This window comes from Pseudomonas sp. NFACC37-1, assembly GCF_900101575.1.
GTDB classification, from domain to species: Bacteria; Pseudomonadota; Gammaproteobacteria; order Pseudomonadales; family Pseudomonadaceae; genus Aquipseudomonas; species Aquipseudomonas fluorescens_AA.
This window is the reverse complement of sequence record NZ_FMUZ01000014.1, coordinates 42772-65056: the sequence shown is the minus strand read 5'-3', so window position 1 is coordinate 65056 and position 22285 is coordinate 42772. Positions and strand designations below refer to the sequence as shown.

Here is a 22285-nt window from a genome sequence, read left to right as displayed (position 1 = left end):
CGACATTTATCTCGACTGACCGCCGCATTCGCGAGCAAGCCCGCTCCCACAGGGATAATGGTGATAGGGAGGAATTAGCGGGCATAAAAAAACGGGAGCCCGTGGGGACTCCCGTTTTTTGTCAACCCAAGCCAATCACTTCGCCTGGTAAATAATCCCCGGGCTGCACTGGACCATCTGGTAATGATCCGGCAAACCGTTCAACGCCTCGGAGGCGCCAAGGAACAGGTAGCCACCCGGCTTGAGGGTGCTGTGGATACGCAGCAGGATGTCTTTCTTCACTTCGGCGGAGAAGTAGATCAGCACGTTGCGGCAAAACACGATGTCGAACTTGCCCAGGCTGGCGTAGCTGTCCAGCAGGTTGAACGAGCGAAACTCCACCCGGCTCTTGATCGGTGCCTTGACCACCCACTTGCCCGGCCCTTTCGGGTCGAAGTAGCGTTGCAGCCGGTCCGGCGACAAACCACGGCCGATGGCCAGGCTGTCGTACTCACCGGTCTTGCAGTTATTGAGCATGGTCCCGGACAGGTCGGTGGCGACAATCTGCACGCCGCCTTTCAACTGGCCCAGGTTGGAGCGTTCGAACTCATCGATGGACATCGACAGCGAATAGGGTTCCTGCCCCGACGAACAGGCCGCCGACCAGATCCGCAAGCGCTGGCCCGGACTGGCCTTGATGGCGGCCGGCAGCACTTTGTTCTTCAGCACCTCGAACGGATAGGTGTCCCGAAACCACAGGGTTTCGTTGGTGGTCATGGCGTCCACCACCATCTCGCGCAAGCCGCTGCGCGGTTGGGTCTGGATACGCTGCACAAGCTCGCCCAATGACTTGAGGCCCTGTTGCTCCATCAATTTATTGAGACGGCTCGACACCAGGTATTGCTTGTTTTCACCAAGCAAGATGCCACAGGCTTTTTCCAGGAAGACCCGGAACTGTTCGAAATCCAAATTACCCGTAGACAAGATACCGCCTCTTTCATCGTGTTGACTTGCCGGGCGCACAACGCGCCAGACCTTTACTTTATTCTGCTGTCTTGATCCGATCGACGACCCGGGACGCCAGGTCATCGGGACGGAATTTCGCCAGGAAATCGTCGGCACCGACCTTCTTGACCATCGCCTGGTTGAAAACCCCGGACAACGAAGTATGCAAGATGATGTGCAGCTTTTGCATGCGCGGATCGCTGCGGATTTCCGAGGTCAGGGTGTACCCGTCCATCTCCGGCATCTCGATGTCGGAAATCATCATCAGGAACTCCTCTTCGGGCTTCTTGCCCTCGTCGACCAGTGCACGCAGGTAATCCAGCGCCTGCCGCCCATCGTTCAACGCCACCACTTCCACACCGACCGTTTGCAGGCAACGGGTCACCTGCTTACGTGCCACCGACGAATCATCGACAGTCAGCACCCGCAGCGAAATCGCCTTGTGCTGGGTCTCGGCGTCCACCACACCCGCAGAAATCGCTTCCGGCGTGGGCGCCACTTCGGCGAGGATCTTCTCCACGTCGATGATTTCCACCAACTGGTTGTCGACCCGGGTCACAGCCGTCAGGTAGTGATCGCGGCCGGTGCCCTTGGGCGGTGGATGGATCTCTTCCCAGTTCATGTTCACGATGCGCTCCACCGAGCGCACCAGGAAACCCTGGGTCTTGGTGTTGTACTCGGTGATGATCACGAACGGATTGCTCTGGTCCAGTAACCGACCGGAACCGGTCGCCATCGCCAGATCGAGAATCGGGATGGTCGCACCCCGGATATTGGCCACACCGCACACGACGGGGCTGGACTTGGGCATCAGGGTCAGCTTGGGGCATTGCAGCACCTCGCGGACCTTGAATACGTTGATCCCGTACATTTGTTGGCCGTCGAGACGGAACAACAACAGCTCCAGGCGATTCTGACCGACCAGCTGAGTGCGCTGGTTCACCGAATCCATTACTCCCGCCATGCCCTGACTCCTACCTAACGCTAAAGTGTCCGACGCGCATTCATCACTAAACGGCACGGGGCTTGCTATTGAACCGGCATGAACGCACAAACGACATTTTCTCGACGCCTGACCACTCACTGCCGCCACTGGCTCGGTGCACTGCTGGCTGCCTGCCTGTTCACTTCGGGCGGTCCTGCCCTTGCGGCGGCTCCGGTTACCTTGCCTGATCTCCTTATCGGCGTCACTCAGGGCTTTCTTGAATTCACCGTAGAAGACTACCTGGCAACCAGTCAAACCGAAGGTCGTTACGAAATCGAAGTCAACCAGCTCGACCCGCGCCTGCGCATGCCCATGTGTGACAAGGAATTGACTGCTTCGCTGGAGAGCCCGGCCCGCCCACTGGGCCGCGTCACGGTGAAGGTTCGTTGCGACAGCGCCGCGCCCTGGACGGTGTTCGTGCCCGCTCAAGTGCGCCTGTTCCGGGAAATCGTCACCACCACGCGTCCGCTCAAGCGGGCCGGGATCGTCGAGCCCCAAGACGTGATGTTGCGCGAACGGGACATCAGCCAGATCACCCAGGGCTTCCTGACCTCTGTCGATCAGGCCATCGGGCAGAAACTTGTCCGACCAATGGTCGCCGACCAGGTCGTGACGCTGGTGCACCTGGAACAGGCCGAGGTGGTCCGCAAGGGCGACCAGGTGGTCATCACCGCCCGCAGCGGCTCACTGGCCGTGCGGATGCCCGGCGAGGCCCTGTCCAACGGCGGCATGCGTGAACAGATACGGGTAAAAAACCTCAATTCCCAGCGCGTCATCAAGGCGCAAGTGATGGCTCCAGGCCAAGTGGAAGTGGCGATGTAATGACCCGGTAGAGGAGGTAGAAAGCTGGCGCTTGATCCCGGTGTTCCCTAGACTGTGCCTTACGCCAAGGCAAGCGCAGACGTGCGCACGTTCATTGAATAAATGAGCCTAAAGTTTTTTTGGGGATGGCCGAAAACATGGCAAGCGTCCAAATACCCAGAGGTTTTTTACCATGGTCATCGATTTCAATCGTTTAAACAGCTCTTCACCGCTGACAGGCACTACGCGTACCAGCGCCGCCAAGGAAACCGTCGAATCCGACAAATCCGCACCGGTGTCCACGCCAGCCGAACAGGTCAGCAACGGGGAGTCGGTACACCTCAGCAATGAGGCTCAGCAGTTGCAGAAGCTCACTGACAAGCTGCGCGATCAACCTGTCGTCGACAACGCCCGCGTGGCCGAGTTGAAAGCAGCCATCGCCGATGGCAGCTACAAAGTCGACAGCAACCGCGTAGCCAGCAAACTGCTCAACTTCGAAGCCCAGCGCTAGGCCGCCGCCTGCGCCAGGCTTTTGGACGCTAAGACCCAAGGCCAGCCATGCACGACACTCATTTATTGCAACTGATCATCGACGACTTCGTTCCAGCGCAACAACTGCTGGAGCTATTGCAGGCTGAATCCGTGGCCCTGCACGGTCGTGACATGCCTTTGCTGGAAACTATCCTGGCGCAGAAACAGGCACTGATCATCTTGCTCGACCAGCATGGCCGCAAGCGCAGCGAGATCCTCGCCAGCCTCAACCTGCCCGCCAGTCATGACGGCCTTGAGCAGTTGGCCGCCCAGTCGACCCTCGGCGATCAGCTGCGGTCCCAGAGCAAAGTGCTCAACGACCTGCTCGCCCAATGCCAGGCGACCAACGCCCGCAACGGCCAGTCGATCCTGATGCAACAGGCTGCCACCGCCAACCAGTTGCGCATCCTCAACGGTGGCGAGATCCCGACGCTATATGACGCTAGCGGCTCGACGGCCAGAATGGTCAAGCATCGTCCGCTCAGCCAGGCATGAAACGAACAATGCCTTCGCTCTATCAACGCGCGATACATGCTGGCAAAATGCCGGCCATTCGTAGTCGTATTTTGCCTGGAGATTGACCCACCGTGTTCAATGCCTCAAACGCGGATGACGCTCCGCAGCCCCCCAAGGTCCTCACCACGCCCCTGGAAATTTCTGGCAACCTGCGGATGCTGCAAGATAGCCATGACCCGCTGATCATTACCTTCCATGAACGTACCCAGCGCTTCCAGAGCTATCTGGTCAATGTCGATCGCGAGACCAACTCCATCGCCCTGGATGAAATGATTCCCCGGGACGGCGAGCGTTTCCTGCTGGCCGGCGAGCCGTTTCGCGTCGAAGGTTTCCATGACGGCGTACGCATCGCCTGGGATGGCAAGGGCCCACTGACCATCGATGAATCCAGCGACGGTCGCTGCTATCGCGGCGCCCTGCCCGACGAAGTGGTCTACCACCAGCGTCGCAACGCCTTCCGCGCCGCCCTGAAACTGGCCCAACTGGTAAGCGTTGAACTGGGCGGCGAAAAGCTCAAGTCCCCCGTGGACGGCAAGCTGCTGGACATCTCCGCCACCGGTTGCAAGCTGCGTTTCGACGGCGACATCACCCAACGCCTGCAATTGGGTCAGGTGTACGAGCGCTTCATCGCGGCCCTGCCGTTTGGCAACATGATCGCCCCGGTCGAGCTGCGTTACCTGCATTTCGAAGAAAGATTCAACACCACGTTCGCTGGCGTACGCTTCCACAACATCAGCGGCCTGGTGCAACGGCAGGTCGAGCGGTTCGTCTACCAGCTCCAGCGTGAAGCCCGACGCTTCGATAAAGACGACCTCTGACCGTCGAGCCATGAAAAACGGGCAGTCCCTTGCGGTGACTGCCCGTTTTTTCATGCCCGTTTCAAGGCCTGGCCTGGGTAAAGCTGGGGGGCTCAGGCGCCTCGGCGTCAGCTTCAGCCACGGTCTCAGGGGCGGGCTCAGGCTCCACCTCCGGGCTGGCCGGTGCCTGCATCTGCTCCTGCACCACTTGTTCATCCACCCGCGGATCGAGGCACGCCACCAAAGGCGAACTCGACATACTGTCCGGCATTGCCACGTGATGCAGCGGCGCGTCATCGACCTGATGCAGGTTGGTCACCGCTTTCGGCCGGATCCGCCACACCAGCACCAAGGCGAAGAAGGCGAAAAAGCCGTAGAGCATCTGGCTACCGAACATCTTCATCAGCACCCCCGCCACCAGCGGCCCGATACTGGCGCCAACGCCATAGGTCACCAATAGCATCGCGGTCAAGGACACCCTTCGATCCGCTTCGACATGGTCGTTGGAAAACGCCACCGCCAGCGGATACAGGCAGAACTGCACCAGCGAACAGAAGAACCCGGCGACGAACAGCACCTCCAGCGGCACCGCCGGAAGGATCGCCAACGGCAGCGCACAAATCGTCAGGACCAACGCAAAGCAGCGGATCAGCAGCGCCCGGTCGTAGCGGTCAGAGAGCCAGCCCAGCGGCCACTGCACCAACAATCCGGCAAAGATGCAGCTCCCCATGAACAGACCGACCTGCTCGGTCGACAGGCCCTGCTGGGAAGCGTACAGCGGTGCCAAACCATAGAACGAGCCGACGATCAGCCCCGAACCCAACACCGTGCTCAACGACTGCGGCACACGCTTGATGAAGAAACGCGGCTCCATGGGCGCCGGATGCAGCGCCGCCGGGTGAATTCGCCGGGTCAGCGTTACCGGCACCAGGCACAGGGCGAAGCACAGCGCCACCAGCATCAGCAGCTCCAAGCCCAGGGCCGGGTGCATGACCAGGATCAACTGGCCCAGCACCAGCCCCAGGTACGAGGCGATCATGTAGCCACTGAACACCACCCCACGCTGCTTGGCATCGGCCTGCTCATTGAGCCAGCTCTCGATGACCATGTACTGGCACATCATGCCCAGGCCCACAATCATCCGCAGCACGACCCACGCCGGCAGCCAGTCCACCAGGCCATGGCCCAGCACCGCCGCCCCGACGATCCCGGCGCAGGCCGAATAGGCACGGATGTGCCCGACGCGGGCGATCAGCCGGTGGCCGATCTTGCCACCCAGCACCAGGCCGAAATAGTTGGCGGCCATCAGCGCACCGACCCAGAGGCTGTCCACATGGTCGGCGGCCAGGCGCAAGGCCAGGTAAGTACTCAAAAGGCCCGAGCCGATCAACATCATCAGCGAGGCGAAATAAAGCGCTCGAAAAGGTTTCCAGATTTGGCGCATCGGCGTTCCGAGCGGCTCCTTGAGGTGAGTAAGGGCTATCCGTTGAAGATAGCCCGGATACAGCGGTTCTTTATGCCTGGGCCGCCAGGACACGTCGCTCCCAGGGGGTGATTTCATCGAAGAAGCTGGTCAGCTCCAGGGTCTTGGAAGCGATGTAGCCTTCGATGAACTCCGTGCCAAACAGTTCCTTCGCCAGATGACTACGCTTCAGACGCTCCAGGGCGGCATGCAAGGTACAAGGTAGCGACAGATTATCCGGCACTTCGAATTCACCCTGGATCGCCGCGCTCGGCTCCAGGCGCTGTTCGATCCCGTACAACCCGGCGGCCAGGCTGGCGGCAATCGCCAGGTAGGGGTTGGCATCGGCCCCGGGCAAGCGATTCTCGACCCGGCGGGCCACCGGCGAACTGGCGGGAATCCGCAGCCCGGCCGAACGGTTGTCATGGGACCAACAGGCATTGTTCGGTGAAGCGAACGGATGGCACAGGCGCTGGTAGGAGTTCACGTTCGGCGCGAACAACGCGGTGAAGTCCGCCAGGCAAGCCTGTTGCCCCCCGATGAAATGCCGGAACGCGGCCGTCGGTTCGCCCGCTTCGTCGCTGAAGACGTTGCGGCCGCTGTCCGCCTCGACGACGCTCTGGTGGATATGCATCGAACTGCCCGGCGTGTGAGCCAGGGGCTTGGCCATGCAGACCACGGTCAGGCCGTGCTTGAGGGCCACTTCCTTGAGCAGGTGCTTAAACAGGAAAGTCTGGTCGGCCAGCAGCAGCGGGTCGCCGTGCAGCAGATTGATCTCGAACTGGCTCACGCCCATTTCATGCATGAAGGTGTCGCGCGGCAAGCCCAGCGCCGCCATGCAGGCATAGACTTCGCTGAAGAACGGACGCAGGCCGTTATTGGAGCTGACGCTGAACGCCGAGTGGCCGTCTTCGCGACGTCCATCCAGGCCCATTGGCGGCTGGAACGGCTGGGTCGGGTCCGGGTTGGGGGCGAACACGAAGAACTCCAGCTCGGTCGCCACCACCGGCGCCAGGCCAAGGGCGGCATAACGCGCGACAACGGCCTTGAGCTGGCCGCGCGTCGAGAGCCGGGAGCTTTCACCGGTCAGTTCGTCGGCGTCGCAGATCGCCAGGGCCCGCGGCTGTTGGCTCCAGGGCAGGCGGTGGATCTGTTTCGGGTCGGCCACCAGCGCCAGGTCGCCATCATCGCTGCCATAGAAACGCGACGGCGGATAACCGCCCATGATGCATTGCAGCAGCACGCCTCGCGCCAACTGCAACCGCCGCCCTTCGAGGAAACCTTCGGCGGTCATCACCTTGCCCCGCGGCACGCCATTCAAATCCGGCGTGACACATTCAATCTCATCAATGCCCGTCAGTCGCTGCGCGAGTGAACGCTGGCCATCGGTCGTCATGACGCAATCCTTGTTATGTGCGAGCCGCGAACGGCAACCCGTACAAAATAGGCTCCGGCTGTTCGGAATATCAAGCGCCCGGAGGCAATTAAAATCTTATGCAATACGACTGTGGGAGCGAGCTTGCTCGCGATAGCGCCGGTCCAGCCAATATTGAGTTGACTGATACACCGCTATCGCGAGCAAGCTCGCTCCCACAAGGGATTTGTGTTGCCAGGAATACTCATGGAAGGCCTGTTCAGGGCAAGTAAAGCCGGAACACCCCGCCGCCCAACACACCGCCATTGGCAATCTCGGTCCGTCCGCTCACGCCGCCGCGCTGGTGCAGCCCGGCGATTCGCGCGGCGAAGTACAGGCCCAGCCCGGTGCTGCCGCTGCTGTGGTTGATACCCTGCACATACTCGGCCTGACGCTCGATCATCTCTGGCGGATAACCTTCGCCGTCGTCATTGATGGTCAGCACCAGTTGCCCGGCTTCGTCACTCACACTGATCAGCAGCGCCTGGCGCGCATGGCGAATGGCGTTGTTGATGCAGTTGTCGAGCACCGAGGCCACCAGCTCGCGGTCGAAAAAGCCCAAGGGGCTGAGGGGATCGACATCGTAGGTGGCCATGATTCCGCGGCTGCGGAACACATCCTGATGCCCGGCCAGTTGTGCCTCGATGAAATCGTCCAGCTCGTGGTAGGCCGGGTGCAACGGCAACTGGTTGACGCCGAGCTTGTACAACCCCAGCAACTGCACCATGAGGCCATTGAGGTGGGCGAACTCGAACTCGATGACGCCCTGCTCCGAGGTCTGTCGCTCGGATTCGGGCAGGCGTTCGAGCCATTGCCCATGGGCCTGCATGAGCAAGGTCAGGGAGTTTTTCATGTCGTGCACGGTCGACGCGATCACCGTGGAAAAATCGAGGGCCTGTTCGCTGTCATTCATCGCCAAATGCCTTGCTTCGCAGTTTTTGATAACGCGCAAAACGCGCATCGGAGTCGGGCATCATGCCCACCAGTTTCAGGCAGTCGCGGCACTCCTGCAGCAGCTCCGACTCCACGCTGGTGTCGGTACCATGCAGCAGCGATTGCGCCATGTTCAGGGCAATACTGATGTTCTTCGGTTGCATCTTCAGCGCACGGCGGAACAGCTCCCGCGCCTCCGGCAATGCGCCGGTCTTGTAGACCCGCACACCTTCGCGGTTCAACTCGGCGGCGGCATTGCCCTGATTGAGGATGTTCGGGTCGTCGGTGAGCTTGGCAATGCCTTGCATCACCGCCGGGTCATCACCGTAGATTTCCGCGCAGTTCTTGAGCATCGACTCCCCGGCGCTGGTCTGGCCAAGCATTTGCAACTGCTTGGCCACCAGCAACGCGGCCTCGGCGCTCATGAACTGCTCCATGCCATCGAGGCGCTGCAAGGCCTGTTCGGTGAGCTTCTCGGCGGTTTCGGCATCGTTGAGCAACAGGCTGGTGGCCTTCATCAGCCGCGCCCGGACCTGCAACCCCGGGTCATTGAGGTTCTCCTTCGCCACGGCGCTGAGGGTCGTGTTGATCTCCAGCCGGGTGCGGGTATCGAGGCCTTTTTCGCTGCCCTTGCTGATCAGCGCGTGGGCCAGGCCGAGGTTGCTTTCCGGGTCCTTGAAGCGCGACTGCGCGCCCTGCCCGACCGCCTGGCGATAAGCCCGGGAAGCCGTGTCGTAGTCTTCGTTGGTCATCGCCAACTTGCCCAGCAACGACTGGCGACGCACGGCCAGCGGCGACAGGCGCACCGCCTCTTCCAGCACGTGCTGCGCCTGCTTGGTGTCACCTTCGGCCATCAACACTTCGGCCATGCCGTCGTACAACGCCGGCATCATAGGAAAGACTTTCAGGGCCTTTTCATAAACCGCCTTGGCCTGCCCCACCTGGCCGCGCTTGAACATCAACTTGCCCAGCCCCGCGTAGGCCCACGGCAACGGGCGATCCGCCAGGATGGAGTTGTACAGCCGCTCCAGGGCCTCGTTCTGATTCAGGTCACGCAACGCATCGGCCCGATAACGCAGGCACAACGGCCCGTAGCGCGGGTCCTGCTTGCACAAGGCGATGCAGGCATTGAGCACTTCCATCGGCTTGCCACGATCGAGGGCCTGCAGGATCGGCTTGAGCAGGGTCTTGCGCTGCTCGAGCCGCTCCAGCCGCTGGGCCAGGCCGGAGCGGTTGAACGGCTTGGTCAGGTAGGCATCCGGCTCATGCTCCAGGGCACTGAGCACCATCGCCTGGCTGGTCTCGGCGGTCACCATGAGGAACACACTTTCATGGCTGATCAGCTTCTCGACCATCAGGTCTTCCAGCACCTGCTGGCCATTCTTGCGCCCATCGCCCAGGTGATAGTCCTGCAAGATGAAGTCATAACGCTTCTGCGAGCACATGCGCAGCGCCACTTCACCGGTGTCGGCGGTGTCCACGTCCTTGACGCCCAGCTCACGCAGCATGGACCGGATCGAACTGCGGAAATCCGAGAAATCATCGACGATCAGAAAACTTTTTTGGTGGTACGCCAGCATCGAGGATGTCCAGGCAAGTAAGAAAATAACCCAATGGCATAACAACGAAACGCCGTGTCACAACCCCGAGGCGCGCAGATGATAGCCACCAGCCTGCAACGTTCAAGGGATTTCAGTAATCGCTTGGTCTGGCTGTGTCGTGACGCACATTGCGAGCCAAAACGAAGGAGACAACCGGGCTCATCGGGTTATCGGCAGCAGATGGCGTTCCGTTAAGGGGAAGGTGTGGGAGAAACCGAGTGCAGAGAATCAGACCGTGGCGAGGGAGCTTGCTCCCGCTGGGCCGCGCAGCGGACCTGTTTTTTGGCGGCTGCTGCGCAACCGAGCGGGAGCAAGCTCCCTCGCCACAAAGGATGATGTCAGGCTTCATCCCTCAAACAATCAGCAAATAACTTCACCCTCACCATTCACACCCTCCAGTAGCATCCCTCTGAGACCCGCACGCTCCAGCCGAAGCTTCACGTCCTCGCTAACGATCAATGCCCCCAAGTGTTTCTTGATACGAAAAATATGTTTTCCCTGGACCTTGGCAGGATCAATGACGAGATTCAGAAAAACGCTGTATTCGCCAGCTCGATCAGGTCGTACGGGATCATGGACCTCATATTTTTTGAAAGCGGAGCGTGATTCGTCTACGCAATCCAATTGGGTCTCGACAATCATCACATAGTAACGATCATGAGCTTGCTCGCCTGCAACCGACACAGGCTCGAGCACGACATTCATATACGGTTCATCAACGTCGGGAACGCCCAACAATGCATCCCTGGCTTTTTCACTCAAGACCGGCACAGAGGCATATCCAGCCAAGGAAAAATCCAGACTCACACCTTCCTCACGAACCTCAAGGGCGTAAGTACATGGCTCCATGTACTCAGAAGGGGGGTCGATGAAGAGCCAATTGTTGCAGTGCTTTATATCGCCCAAATACCAGCGTTCAGGAAACTGCACATCTTCCCGCAACAAGTAATACTTCATTTCAGCTCACCGCATGTCGTTGCTTAACTGAAAAGGGTCGCGCCTACGTTTAAAGCCCGAAGAAACGCTCGTAGGCCGTTTCCACCCGGACAGCAAGCTGATCAGAAATGATGACCAGGTGTTCTAGCGCAGCCGTCTCTGCGGACAATAAAGGGCTCGACACCGCTGGAACAGTTAAACCTAGCTGCTGTCGGACCTGGAAAATCGCGTGGATCTCCACAGGCAACAAATCGAAAGGCGCATATTTGAATTCAGGGTCCCACGCCCCACCGCGGTCTTCCGCATGGGTGAGGTGATATTGACATAGCTCTTCCAGAGCATGAGCCAGCCCTTGTTCATCTGTCCATTTGTCTATCACGTTTTGATAAATCCCCAGATCCATCGACTTGATTTCTGAAAGCGTCTCTCCTTGCGAATAGACTGAATAAAGCCAGAGCATGAAAGGCTCGAATCGACGCTGTTCAAGATAGCTGGAATCCACGGCGCCATTGATAGTCAGCATTCCGGCCAGCACATCGGCTACGGACGTGGCCAGATCTCGACGATCAGCCACTATCAACCCGGCCAGCAAGCATCCAGCAATGCTCAATTGGTTAGTCAAATTGGGGACGGTTTTGATGCCTTGAAGAAAACTCGTTTTTGAGAAAGTCTTGGCTTTGAGCATCAGCGCCCAATAACGGTACATTATCGAGCTTGAGACGTCTTCCCAACCAGAAGCCTCTCCATCACTGACCGCGACTTCGCCCCGAATGCCGTAATATGTCGCCAGCATCCCCAACGAGTCAGCCACATTGTTCAATCCGCTTAATGAGTCGCTGGCAAGATCCTCATCGATATAGCCAAGCTCTTGAGCCGTCAGGCCTACCGACTGGGAAAGCCAACGACGATGCCGATCAAGCCGGACGTTGATTTCATCCATTTCGATACACTCCTTTTACACCAGTACGACGTCCTTCCGCTCACCGTGCTCACTCAGGACCGCATCTGTCGAAGGATCGTTAAGTGAACCTCTAAATTGCACTTAACCAACTGATCCAGCGAAGCCGTCCCTCCAAAAAACAATGCAGGCTCAAAGCCATAGACCTCACGCTCGCCAAGTGCACCCAACTTCTCCAGCGCCCGTTCAAATAGAAACTCACCTTGATTATCCTCCAGATCATAACGCTCCTTATCAGACATAGCGAAAAATGTCTGAAGGGCTAGATCCGGATCTTTATTAGGCATTTTCAGTTTACTCATCAACGCGACGATAGAGCCCGTCGGACATGAAACTAAAATTTTCTGATTGTATTTCTCCCCCCAAGCATAAAGAGTCCCAAACTCGCTCCTTGCAATAACGTGATAATTATCTATCTGTAGAAATTCAGTACCCGCGAGCCACATATCGAGCAGATGTTTATAATCATCCGGGTTCACTGTCCAAAAAAGGCCATTGGCATATCCGCACCAACCCTCCTCCTGCCAATAGTCAAGCAGCGCGTCAGGGAGAACTTTACGGTACTTCGCAATTTGGGAATCAGACACCTGTCGATGAGATGTGGCCTCTCCCATCACGCTGATGAAATACTGGAAATCTTCATCCCTCAACTTGCCGGCGCTCCTCTGAGTAGCTCTGAAAAGAAAGGGACAGATCTATCTAAGAGCAATTAGATAATACCTACCCCCTTTCCTATCAATGCAATATCCTCGGCCCCCTACCTTCACAAAAAACCTAATCATCATAATTATAGTCAATACTAATTTTCATCCGCTCTACATCCAACGTAACTGCACACGAAGACCAAGCCTTTCCATTTTGGCACAATCCATTTTCAACATAATAGCGCCGAAGCTCAACCAACAACTCCGTCAAATCTCCCACGGCCCTGCTGTCTGGATCAAACCAACTTGAGCGGTTTGTCTTATCGAAATAATCAAACTCATAACTTCCTCCATCGCCCTCGGCAAAAAGTCTAGCTCTAACAACTATTTTCTGAGCCTCCGAGGGACCAGCGTCCAATAAAAGCTGGCCAATTTTTTGATACAGCCTCTGTTCACTCATCAGTTTCCACCTTTAGGTGCATTTTTAAAATCAACAATCACAGGACGTCCACCATCAATCGAGTACCTAACATTGAATCTATCCGGCCTGAGGCCAGCATCTGTATACACAGGCTCGATTTTTACGCTAACGTTCTTACCCTCCTTGAGTGCGGAAGCCCATGCATTCTCCATCACCTTCCACTCACCTTTGTTTAAATTCCCATTCATGGGAAGTAAATTTAACTTCTCACCAGGACCGTTAAAAATACTTGCAATCAGATGCCCTCCCTCATCACCAGCAACTCCGCATTTACCAGCGACACACTGCTGGTATGTGTTCCTATCATTTTTCACAAGCGAAAGTTCAGACTCAACCTTTTCAACGCGCCCCAAACTATCTGTTTGATATACTTTATTTCCATCAACCTTATAAATTGTATTAGGTTCAGGCTTATTGAGCTCTTTGGACCATGCGCCCTTACCACCAGAGTTAATTTCTACTTCGCGAAGCACTTTACTAGGTTTTTTTATCCCAGCACTGTAATCCCCAGGATTCTCGACAACCTTCCCATTAACGGTCGTCGTGCCAGGGCCATATCCCCCATCAAGCTTCCCGCTATACGCCCCCTCCACACTGGTCCAGTTCATCGGCTTACCAGCCGACGCTTCAGCTTTGGCAATTTTGGCCATATCGGCCATCTTTTCAAGCCCTTCCGCCCCCACCTTGATCCCGGCTTTCGCCAAGGTCAAGCCGCCCTTGGCCGCCGTCCCCACGCCCGTGACGATGGTGCCGACTTGCCAAACCAGTTCGCCAATATCCTGGCCCAATTGCACGGCACGTTCGTCGCCGCCGTGTTCCAGAGCGTCTTGGATGCGCTCGATTTTGGCGTTAGCGTCATTGACCAGGGAGTCGCCGAGTTTCTGGCGAGCCTCGGGATTGTCGATCAAGGCTTTGATCCCTTTGATCCCTTCAACCGGGTTAAGGAGGAATTGCGCCAGCCCTTCGACGTCGCTCCAACCCGCCTGCGCCAAGCCCTTGCCGATGCCGAACCGGGTCAGAACTTCTTGTTTTTGGTAGATGTACCCCCACTTGGCAACCACTTTAGCTTTACCCACCAGGTCAGCCTCAGCATATTCCTTCTCGGCCTGGACCAATTGCTGAGTCGCCAGCCAGTTGTTGTCCACCGCGGCGCCGGCCGCGCTGGTGGCGGTGGCCGGGTCCAGCGAGGAGCTGGTGGCGGCCAGCCCAGTGACGATGCTGACAATCAGGTTGCGCTTGGCTTCGCGCTGGGCTTCGCTTTCATCCGGGCTGGCTTCGGAGAACAGGCCGGTGAGCAGGCTCGATGCCGCCGCGCCCGCGGCGCCGCTGCCACAGCTCTGGCTGCTGGCGGCGGCACCTGCGCAGGCGACGATGCCGTGCAGGGCGGCGTGCAACGGCGAGCCTTCGGTGAGCTTGCCGTCCGCCACCAGGTCGCCGATGTAGCCGGCGCCCTGCTGTTGCACGTAATTGACCACCAGCCCTTGGACGAACGCACTGTTGCCGCCACTGATATTGCCGCTGGCCGCGCCCACCAGGGCAGTGGTGATCTGCCGGTAGGTACCGCCCGCGCCCCACTTGTCGGCGATGCCGCTGGCTTCGGCATTGAGGCGCTGAGCGTTGCCGAGCAGCGCCAGGCGTTCGGTGTCGGTGAGTTGGGCGTTGGGGTCCAGGGCCGCTGCCTGAGCCGCCTCGGCCTGTTTGCGCTTGAGGTCGACCTCCTTGGCCTTGTTGGCGAGCAAGGTGCTGGCCTCGTTGGCGAACGCTCCGACGATCTCGAAACCGGCACGGATTTCGTCTTCGTCGAAGATCGGCTTGAGCGTGTTGGTGGTGTCGCGGTCGCTGGAGACATCGCGGTTGAGGCTGGCGACGGTTTGCTCGCCATTCTTGCCGGTGCGCTTCTGTTGCTCGGCGTCGTTGCTGATGACGATGGTGCCGCCGCTGATGCCGCTGCGGGTGACGCTGCTGGCGTCGTCGCTGGCACTGATGGCAATCGGCATGGTGGCGCTGAGGTCGTTATCGTTCTTCGGCAAGTCGGTGCCAGGGGTTTGCGTGCCGCCGCTGGTGGCGTTGCCCTGCTGGTCCTTGCCGACTTCGCGATAGCCGCCACCGACGCTGACGGTGCTGGCGTCGTACTCGGCCTTGTTCTTGATGTCGCGGCTGGTGAGGCTGGCGGTGACCAAGCGGTTCTTGCCGTCCTGCACCGCCTTGTCGCTGCTGGCGATGACGCCGCCAACCAGGTCGGTGTTGCCGCCCACGCGAATGTCGAAGCCGTCGTCCCCGGCCTTGATGCCCGATTGCTCGGTCACGCTGGCGTAGTTGGAATCGATATCCGTGGCGCCGAAGCTGCCACTGGCACCGCTGACCGAACTCATGCCGTAGCAGAACGGCGGAATGCACAGGCTGATGCCAACGCCCAGGCTCTTCTCATCGACCACATAGGTGTTGGTGTCTTGCAGGCTTTCGATGTTCAGGTCGCCGCCGATGTCGGCCAGGACCTGTTTGCCGCTGGCCACCGCGCCTTTGAGGTTGGTGTCGCCGCCGGAGGCCAGCAGCAACTGGTTGCCGGCCTGGACATGGGTATTGGTGTGGGTGAGTCCATCGCCATCCGCTTGGCCGCGACTGCCGGATACCCCCAGGTCCAGGGTGAAACCGTTGCGGGTACCGCCCAGGGAAAAGCCGATGCCGATGCTCGCGCTGCTGCCTTTGCTGTCGGTTTCCTGCTTGTCGGTATTGCGGGCGGCGAGCAGGTTGATGTCACCGTCCGCCAGCAGGCTGGCGTTGCGTCCGGCCTTGATATCGCTGCCTTGCACGGTGATGTTGCTGGCGGCCCCGGCGCCCGTGGCGCGCAGGCGGATGTCATTGCCGGCGGTCATGGTCGAACCGGCCGCGCTGTCGCTGGTGTAGGTGGTCGTGCTTTCGTTCTTCTTGGTGCCCAGCGACAGGCTGATGTTGATCCCGCCGGCCGAACCCGGGTCCATCGCCACGGCGGTCGCCGCGTTGTTGGCGGCCAGCACGGCGGTGGCGGCGGCCAGGGCCTTCATGCGCCCGTCGTCGGTTTTCTCCGAGGCCTGTTTCATTTGCTGGGAGGTCTGGATCGCGCTGATCACCGGGTTGGTCACGGTGAGGGTGAACCCGGTCTGCTTGAACAGGGTTTCACGCTCACGTTCGCGGGTGTTGCGCGCCTCGACGACGTCGATGGTCTGCGCCGTGACGTCGATGTTGCCTTGTGGCGCCGACACCTGGCTGCCCACCTGGCGATAGCCCTTGCCCGCTTCGATCAACACATCGCCGGCGGTCGAGCCGACGGTGCTGGCCGCAGCCGTGTGCTCGGTGGTGAGGTCCTTGACGCTCTGTTGCTGGGTCCCCAGGGTGACGGCGATGCCACCGCCGCTGAACAGGCCGCTTTTCTTCACGGACTTGTCGTGGCGCTCGCTGCTGCTGGCGGTGTCGGCTTCGATGTTGACGTTGTTGTCCGCCACCAGAACCGTCTGGGTCGTGGACACCACGTTACTGCCCTTGAGGTTGATGTCGCGACCGGCCTGCACATAGGTCTGTTCGCCACTCAGGGTGGAGCCTTCGACCGAGGTCTGGCTGATCGTGTCACGGGTTGTGGTGGTCTTGCTGGAGAACATCCCGTTGCTGCCTTTGACCTTGTGCGCTTCATCGGCGAACTGGTAGTTCTGGCCGGCGGTCAGGTTGACGTCGCGCTTGGCCTCGGCGAATACCGCGCCTTGCTCGCTGGTGACACGGGCGGCGCGGGCGTTGAGGTCCTGGCCCGCGCTCAAGCGCACGTCGCCCTGCCCTTGGACCAGGGAGCCGACTTCGGTCCGGCTGGCGTCCTTGCGCCAATTGCTGCTGTTCCAGGTCAGCCCTTGCTCGTGCGCTTCGCCGACGGTGGCCAGGTTGATGTTCTTGCCCGCCTCCAGCAACGTGCTGCCGCCCTTGCCGGCATTGACCACCTGGGCCCCGGTGAGGTTGAGGTCGTTGCCGGCGCTCACACCCATCGTGCCCTGGTCGCCGCTGACGAACAGCCCGGCGACCCGCGACAGGTTGGTGCGGGTGCCTTGGGCACTGCTGCTGTCCCGGCTGCTGGAAATGACATTGATGTCCTGCCCGGCCTTGACCGACAGGCTGTCCACGGCACCGATCAGGCCGCCGAGGTTGTTGAGGTTTTCCCGCGCGGTGAGCGACGCCTTGTCGGCCTGGATACGCCCACCGAGGTTCTCGATGTTCTGCGCGGTGATCGCCATGACGCTGCGCCCGGCGAGGCTGCCACTGTTGACCAGGTCGCCGGCGATGTTCAGGTTCAACTGCTGCCCGGCAATCAGGGCGCCGGAACCGTTGAGGTCGCCCTCCTGGACCCGTACGTACACTTGCGGCACCAGCACGTTGCGGATGTCACCGTTGGCCAGGGTCACCTGCTTCTGCACCAGCCAGACAATGTCGCTGGTCAACTGGGCCATCTGCGCGGAGGTCAGGGCCACGCCAGGCACCAGTTGCCATTGGCTGGCGACGGTCACGGCGTTGTCGATCAGGGCACGGTATTGCGCTTCGTCATTGGCGTAGCCGTCGAGGAAACGCCGGCCGGTGAGTTGCGCCACTTGCTCGCGAATCAGCTTCTGCTCATAGAAACCGTCGCCCAGACGTTGTTGCGTCAGTGCCGGGTCGACTTGCAGGCGCTGCAACATGTAGTCCGACGACAGCCAGGTGCGATAGCTGGCAAAACGCGGGTCGGTTTCGACCAGGTAGCGGCTGGTGCTCTGGGGGTTGGTATTGAACAGGCTGTTGTTCGGCAATGCCAGGGATGGCCCGCCGCTGCGGATCTGCTCGGCCACGCCCTTGCCGTTCAGGGTGGTCTGGGCCGCGACCTGAACGATAGGTGCCACTTGATAGGTCCTGTCGACCGGGGCACTGACCGTGCCTGTGGCGGCGATCTGCTCGCTGACGCCCTGTGTGGCGCGGGCGCCGATCTGGGTGCCGGTACCGTTGCCTGCGGCGTTCTGGGCGAACACGGTCGGTTGCAGGGTGATGTCCTGGATCAAGGGGGCAGGCGTGTAGGCCGTGACGGCTGTTCCTTGGCGGTCCCGGCCCTTGCGCTGGATACGATAGAAATTCGTAGCGGTGCCACTGTCGGAGGTGGTGCGCTGGCCGGTCAATTCGGTGTTGGTCAAGCTGGCAATGTTGGCCTGCAACAACCCACCGGCAATGATGCGGCTCTTGTCGTTGAGCACATCGCCTGCGTTGATTTGCATCGTCCCACCAGAGAGGATCTGCGCCGGTGCCGAGGTGGCGATCTGGGTTTCCTGGACCACGCGGGTGTAGTCGTAGCGGTTCCAGTTGTCTTTGCGCCCCTCAGGCGTGTTGAGGTAATAGACCTCATCGTGACTCAGGGCAATCTGGTCACCCTGGTAGCGGTTCGGCGAACCACTGAGCTGGAACTCCTGCAAGGCCGTGCGGCTGATTTCCACCTGTTGAGTGCTGAAGTGTTCATTAGTGTTGCGCACGCTTTGCACATCGAGCGACAGGTTGCCGAGGGCCTCGATGGTCGCACTGGCATTGGTCAGCAGTTGGGCCCGGTCCTGGGCCTTGTCAGTGGCGCTCAGCGCTCCGCCGATGGCGAGGTCCCCGGCACTGAAGATCAGCGCCTGTTCGCGGTTGTCCAGGGTGCCGGTGCCAATGTCCAGCGACTCACGGGCGGCGATGGTCGCGGCGACACCGTTTTCATCGCGGTTGCTCAGTGCCGAGGTGGCGATCGCCAATCGATCACCGTACAGGCGCCCGGTGCCCAGGTTATTCAGCGACAGCGCCTGCACACGCACTTGCTGGCCGTCGATCAGGCCACGGTTGGTCAGGCTGTCGTTGATGTTCAGGCGAACCTGGCCAGCGCTGATCTCGCCGCTGGCGGCGTTGTCCAGCGTCTGCGAGTGCACCAGCAGGAGATTGCCCGCCAGCAGTTTTCCGCTGTTGTTGAAAGCCCCATCGGTGCTCAGGTCAACCTTGTTATTGGCCTGGATCTGTCCACTCAGGTCCAGGCCACTTTGCAGGCTGAACGTCAGGTCGCCCAGGCTCAGGGCCCGACCGGTGCCCGCGTAATAGGCGGCGTTGAGGGACAACAGGCTGCCGGCGAGCAACGTCCCGTCGAGGTTGTGCACCGACTGGCGACGTTGCGCCGGATCGCGATCGGTGATGGTCAGGCCGGCCCCCGAGGAAATCAGGCCGCCCTGGTTATCCAACGCTTGGCTGACGCCGATGGACAACCCTTGGTCGGCGCGCACGGCACCGGCCTGGTTGCCGAAGGTGTTGAGCGCCAGGCTCATGGCGCGGCCTTCGAGCCCCTGGTTGGCACCTTGGGTGGCGCTGTTGTCGAGCACGTCGGCAGTCACGCCCAGGGTGCCCGCGCTGCGCACCAGTCCGCCCTGGTTGTTGAGCGTCTCACCCAGCACCAACTGGACATCGCCGAGGCCCTGCAACTGACCGCCACGGTTATCCACCCGGGCGCCTTCGACCTGAACGCTCTTCTGGCCAATGATCTGGCCGCCGCTACCGTTGGTCAGGTCGGTGGCCTTGAGCACCAGCGCGCCCTTGGCCCCGAGGAAACCGGCGCTGTTGTTGAAATGGGCACTGTGGATTTCCACCGCGTCCTGGCCGCTGATGCCTTGGGTGGTGCCGGACTGAAGGTTGTTCAGCGCCTGGCTGCCGGTGTCGATGAACAGCTTGCCCTTGGCCTGGATCAGGCCCGCCGCGTTGCGCAACTCACCGCTGCGCAGATCGAGGGTCGCGCCGGCATTCAACGTGCCCTGGCTGTTGTCCATCAGCAGGCCGTGGCTGTTCAGGTCCAAGGCCTGGCCACTGATCACCCCGCCCTGGTTATTCAAACCTTGGGCCGACAGCGTGATATCGCCCAGCGCTTCAAGGCGCCCGCCGCTGTTGTTCAGCGCATCCGCCGAAACACTGACCAGCAACCCGGACTTCACCGAGCCCAGCACGCCGTTGGTGTTGTTCAACTGCCCGGCGATGATCTCCATGCGCTGGGTCGCGGCCAGGGTGCCACCGATGTTGTTCAAGCGATCGAACGTTGCGTCCAGCTCACCGCCGGCACTCACCGTGCCTTGGGTGTTATCCAGCGCCTCGCCGCTGATCTTTGTCGTACCGCTGGCAGCCAGCGTCCCGCTGCCGTTATTGATCTCTTTGTCGGCCGTGACGGTCAACGCACCGTTATCGGTGGCGAGGACTTTGCCGCCCTGGTTGTTCAACGTGCCGACCTTCAAGACCACCGCTGCGGGACCGCTGACTTGCCCGGCCTGGTTGTCGAAGCGTTCACGGGCGGTGACCTGCAACGGTTGCGCGCCGGTCTGGAGAATGCGCCCACGCTGGTTGGACAGGGTCGTGGTGTCGAGCGTGATCTGTTGGCCTTGGGTCAGGCCGTCATCGACCACCACCTCACTGGCCTTGACGCTCAACTTGCCATTGCTCGCCAGGGTGCCTTTGCTGCCGGCCAACTGGTTGGCCTGTATGTCCAGGGTGCCTTTACCGGCGTGCTCGACCTTGCCGTTGCCGTTGTCGAGGCGATTGGCGCCAAGCTTCAGGTTGCCGGCGTTGGAGGCTATACGGCCACCGCTGTTGTCGAGCGTGGCGGCGGCGGTGATCGAAGTATCGGCGATACCCGTCTGCACCAGTTCACCACCGGTATTGGACACATCCCGCGCACTCAATTGCAGGTTGCCAGCGCTGACTTTCGCCCCATCGGTGCGCAGGGTCTTGGCCGCTTTGGCGGTCAGCACCTGGGTCGCATCGACTTGGCTGCCACTGAGGTTGGCATCGCCGGAACTGGCCGTCAGAGTGACGTTGCGGCCCAGGGTCTGGCTACCGCTCAGGTCCAGGTCAGCGGCCCCGACGCCGAGATCACCGCCGGCAAGGTTCTGGCCTTGCGCCTTGATCGTGGTGGCCCGCAGCGCGAGGTTGCCGCTTTTGCCCAGCTTGCCGTCCGCACCAACGCCCGCCGCCAGGCTCGAGGCCTTGGTGCTGCGAATGGTCTTGGCGGTGAGTGTGGTGTGGTTCTGGCTGGCAACGGTGCCGCTGTTGTCGATATCACCGACGCTGTCGAGCCTCAGGTCGCCCTTGGCGTAGAGCGTGCCGCTGTTTTCAACGCTGGCGGCAGTGATTTGCGTCGCCGTTGCGCTGCTGATCGCACCCTGGTTTTGCAATTTGCCGTCGGCGCTGATCACCACCTCGCCAGCCATGGCGCCGATCTGCCCGGCGTTGCGCACACCCACGCCGGACTCCGTGCCCACCAGCATGATCTTCCCGGCATACATGCCGCCGAGCTTGGCAACGTCGATGGCAACGGTGGGTTTTTCTCCCTCGGCGCCTGGCAGCGGCGTGGCCTGGGTGTTGTCGGCATTGACCTGATTACGTCCGGCGGTGACCTTCAAGTCGTTGGCCCATACCCCGGCGTTGACCTGCACCGAGCGGGCAATCAGGTCCGTGTAATCGGCCTCGCGGGCATCCAGGCCTTTGCCTTCGATGTTGATCGCGCCGCCCTGCACGGTGTAGCCCGTGATGCGACCGTTCTCCAACTGCGCCCGGCCGGTGCTGAGGGTGGCCCGGTCGGCGTTGATGAAGCCGCAACCGTTGCAAGTGATACCGGATGGGTTGGCGATGACCACTTCGGCACGCTGGCCGGCGACTTCGACGTAACCGCGCAATTGGCTGGGGTTGCTGGAGTTGACTTCGTTGAGAATGACCCGCGCGCTGCCATTGCCCAGCATCGGGTTGCCTTCGATCCAACCGCCCAGTTTCGTCTGGCTGTTGCCCGTGCCGTTGTTGAGGATCACCCCCCGGCTATCGACATCGAACTGGTTGTAGGTGTTGCGCGAGACACCGCCAGCGCTGGGCGCGCGGATATTCACCTGCGGCGTGCCGTTGGCGCTCTGTATCACCGTCGGTCGTTGGCCCGCCGGAGCGCCTGGATCGGCGACGATGGTGCCGGCCCAGGTCGGTGCCACGCTCAAGGACACCAGGCCGATCGCTGTCATCACGGCAAAGCGCAACGCCCCCAGTGTCGCCGTGCAAGCCGCTGCGCCCGTCGTCGGTCCGGAGCGGGTCCCCGGCGCCTTGACCTGGCTGGTGACGTTCTCGGCCACGACCATCAACAGCCCGCGGGCCTTGTTGAAAACGATTCGGTAAAGATGCTTGTTCATAGCAATTCCATTTGCGGAGCCTGCCCGCACGACCAGTGGTTG

The 22285-nt window shown here is 60.4% G+C and carries 15 protein-coding genes; 4 read left to right on the top strand and 11 right to left on the bottom strand.

The features are described from left to right. Window positions 1–135: 135 nt before the first annotated feature. Together cheR and BLP82_RS16240 are read right to left on the bottom strand one after the other, a co-directional pair. Entirely contained in the window at window positions 136–963 is an 828-nt protein-coding gene (gene cheR, locus BLP82_RS16245; protein WP_003204735.1) for a protein-glutamate O-methyltransferase CheR, read from the bottom strand. Between the two features lie 58 nt (window positions 964–1021). Next, on the bottom strand, window positions 1022–1948 hold the full coding sequence (locus BLP82_RS16240; RefSeq protein WP_092169922.1) for a chemotaxis protein CheV: 927 nt from the start codon (window positions 1946–1948) through the stop codon (window positions 1022–1024). Between the two features lie 78 nt (window positions 1949–2026). Between BLP82_RS16240 and flgA the strand changes: the two genes are divergently transcribed. From flgA to BLP82_RS16220, 4 genes are all read left to right on the top strand, one after another. After that, window positions 2027–2791, top strand: coding sequence for a flagellar basal body P-ring formation chaperone FlgA (flgA, locus tag BLP82_RS16235; RefSeq protein WP_072412228.1), 765 nt, complete (start codon window positions 2027–2029; stop codon window positions 2789–2791). A gap of 172 nt (window positions 2792–2963) precedes the next feature. Further along, window positions 2964–3281, top strand: coding sequence for a flagellar biosynthesis anti-sigma factor FlgM (gene flgM / locus BLP82_RS16230; protein ID WP_060741034.1), 318 nt, complete (start codon window positions 2964–2966; stop codon window positions 3279–3281). A 47-nt stretch (window positions 3282–3328) separates the two neighbouring features. Next, a complete protein-coding gene (locus BLP82_RS16225) occupies window positions 3329–3796 on the top strand; it encodes a flagella synthesis protein FlgN (RefSeq protein WP_092169919.1) in 468 nt (155 codons plus the stop codon). Window positions 3797–3888: 92 nt separating this feature from the next. Continuing rightward, on the top strand, window positions 3889–4635 hold the full coding sequence (locus BLP82_RS16220) for a flagellar brake protein (protein ID WP_092169915.1): 747 nt from the start codon (window positions 3889–3891) through the stop codon (window positions 4633–4635). A gap of 61 nt (window positions 4636–4696) precedes the next feature. Here the strand turns inward: BLP82_RS16220 and BLP82_RS16215 are convergent, their stop codons facing one another. From BLP82_RS16215 to BLP82_RS16175, 9 genes are all read right to left on the bottom strand, one after another. After that, on the bottom strand, window positions 4697–6058 hold the full coding sequence (locus BLP82_RS16215; RefSeq protein ID WP_092169911.1) for an MFS transporter: 1362 nt from the start codon (window positions 6056–6058) through the stop codon (window positions 4697–4699). 70 nt (window positions 6059–6128) lie between these two features. Then, window positions 6129–7370: a glutamine synthetase family protein gene (locus BLP82_RS16210; protein ID WP_170842326.1), complete on the bottom strand. Its 1242-nt coding sequence runs from the start codon at window positions 7368–7370 to the stop codon at window positions 6129–6131. A 340-nt stretch (window positions 7371–7710) separates the two neighbouring features. Beyond that, window positions 7711–8403 (bottom strand): sensor histidine kinase, encoded by a 693-nt coding sequence (locus tag BLP82_RS16205; protein ID WP_060741029.1) that lies wholly within the window; start codon window positions 8401–8403, stop codon window positions 7711–7713. Continuing rightward, on the bottom strand, window positions 8396–10003 hold the full coding sequence (locus BLP82_RS16200) for a tetratricopeptide repeat-containing response regulator (RefSeq protein ID WP_072412240.1): 1608 nt from the start codon (window positions 10001–10003) through the stop codon (window positions 8396–8398). The genes BLP82_RS16205 and BLP82_RS16200 overlap by 8 nt, the downstream gene beginning before the upstream one ends. Before the next feature lie 381 nt (window positions 10004–10384). Further along, complete coding sequence (locus tag BLP82_RS16195) at window positions 10385–10981, bottom strand: imm11 family protein (protein ID WP_092169904.1); 597 nt, start codon at window positions 10979–10981, stop codon at window positions 10385–10387. A 49-nt stretch (window positions 10982–11030) separates the two neighbouring features. Next, on the bottom strand, window positions 11031–11900 hold the full coding sequence (locus tag BLP82_RS16190; RefSeq protein WP_092169900.1) for a hypothetical protein: 870 nt from the start codon (window positions 11898–11900) through the stop codon (window positions 11031–11033). Between the two features lie 53 nt (window positions 11901–11953). Continuing rightward, window positions 11954–12568 carry a GAD-like domain-containing protein gene (locus tag BLP82_RS16185; RefSeq protein WP_092169895.1) on the bottom strand — a complete coding sequence of 205 codons (615 nt, stop codon included), beginning with the start codon at window positions 12566–12568 and terminating at the stop codon, window positions 11954–11956. A 124-nt stretch (window positions 12569–12692) separates the two neighbouring features. After that, entirely contained in the window at window positions 12693–13022 is a 330-nt protein-coding gene (locus BLP82_RS16180) for an immunity protein YezG family protein (protein WP_072412253.1), read from the bottom strand. Then, window positions 13022–22243, bottom strand: a complete 9222-nt coding sequence (locus BLP82_RS16175) for a two-partner secretion domain-containing protein (protein ID WP_092169887.1) — start codon at window positions 22241–22243, stop codon at window positions 13022–13024. Before BLP82_RS16175 ends, BLP82_RS16180 begins: the two co-directional genes overlap by 1 nt. Window positions 22244–22285: the final 42 nt, after the last annotated feature.